Annotated in this window: 1 protein-coding gene; it reads right to left on the bottom strand. The window is 45.1% G+C overall.

The genetic code is table 11. The features are described 5' to 3' along the window. Window positions 1-1,163: ISNCY family transposase (locus FTT74_RS13830; protein WP_179989182.1), on the bottom strand; the 1,163-nt coding region annotated here is incomplete at its 3' end. Between the last annotated feature and the right edge of the window lie 17 nt (window positions 1,164-1,180).

The following is a 1,180-nucleotide window of genomic DNA, read 5'->3' as shown; positions in this document are numbered from 1 at the left end:
TTATTCTCAACAATCTCTCGCTGGTTAAGCTGACTTAATTTATCGAAGATGCTGTAATTGATTTTTCTTCCCTGATATTCAATCGCGACTGTACCATCCGGGTATTCCAGGAACTCAAGATACTTACCGATCAACCTTTGATTTTCTTCGGTGTTTTCCAGGAGATATACGCATTTATCATAAGTAATCGTCAGGCTATTCGTGACTCTGCGGGGTTCACGCCAAGTAAAAATATCATCTAATTCTTCGGCTGTTTCAGTGATAGGCCGATGTAGATCCTTAGGATTAAAAGCCATCTTGGCGAACTTCTGATTGAACTGCTCAATGAAGCAGGGTAGCCAGGCATTAGCTTGCTCAATCGAGCTGATACCTTCCAGACGCATCTCCTTGATCAGACGGTCCTGAAGGGTTCTGTTGGCACGTTCCACACGGCCTTTGGCCTGTGGTGAATTGGCGAAGATGATATCGATATTCAGGGTACTGAGTACGCGTCCAAACTGGGTAATCTTGGTGTCTTTCTTGCTGCTTTGATTCACCCTGAAGACTGAATGTTTGTCGCTGTAAAATGCCAACGGCTTACCATGCTGCTCAACATACAAGCGTGTTGAAATCATATAATCAAAGGCTGATTCTGATTCACAGAAGCGTAAATGCTGCAATTTTCCTGTAGCATCATCGATAAACACCAGCAGACAGCATTTAGCAGCGCGTCCTTCAAACCAGTCATGATATGAGCCATCAATTTGGATCAGTTCACCAAAGCAATCCCGGTTGTAACGAGGCTGATACGGGCGTTTCAGGCGCTTGGATCGAGGAATCCATAAGTCAGCTGCAATCATCCAGGAACGCAGGGTTTCTACTGAAAGATCGAATCCATGTACGGTGGTGAGCTTTTCATGCGCTAAAGTGGGTCCGAAACCATGGAGTTGGTCAGAAACAATATTGAGGCACTTGAGTCTGAGTTCTTCAGGAAGTTTGGAATTGCTGATTTGGCCACGACCGGCATGGGCTAATGCAGCGGGACCTTGAGCTTTGTATTTCTGCAGTAAGCGTCTGATCTGACGTTCTGAAATATGAAGTAGCTGAGCAGCCTGGGATTGAGTTATGCGTTGATCGCAGATTTCCTGCACGACCGACAATCGTTTAAGTTCTTTATCCGACATAGACACCAACATATCAA

Origin of the sequence: Acinetobacter sp. YH01007, from assembly GCF_013420425.1 — a bacterium.
Lineage (GTDB): Bacteria > Pseudomonadota > Gammaproteobacteria > Pseudomonadales > Moraxellaceae > Acinetobacter > Acinetobacter towneri.
This window is presented reverse-complemented; position numbering and strand designations above follow the sequence as displayed.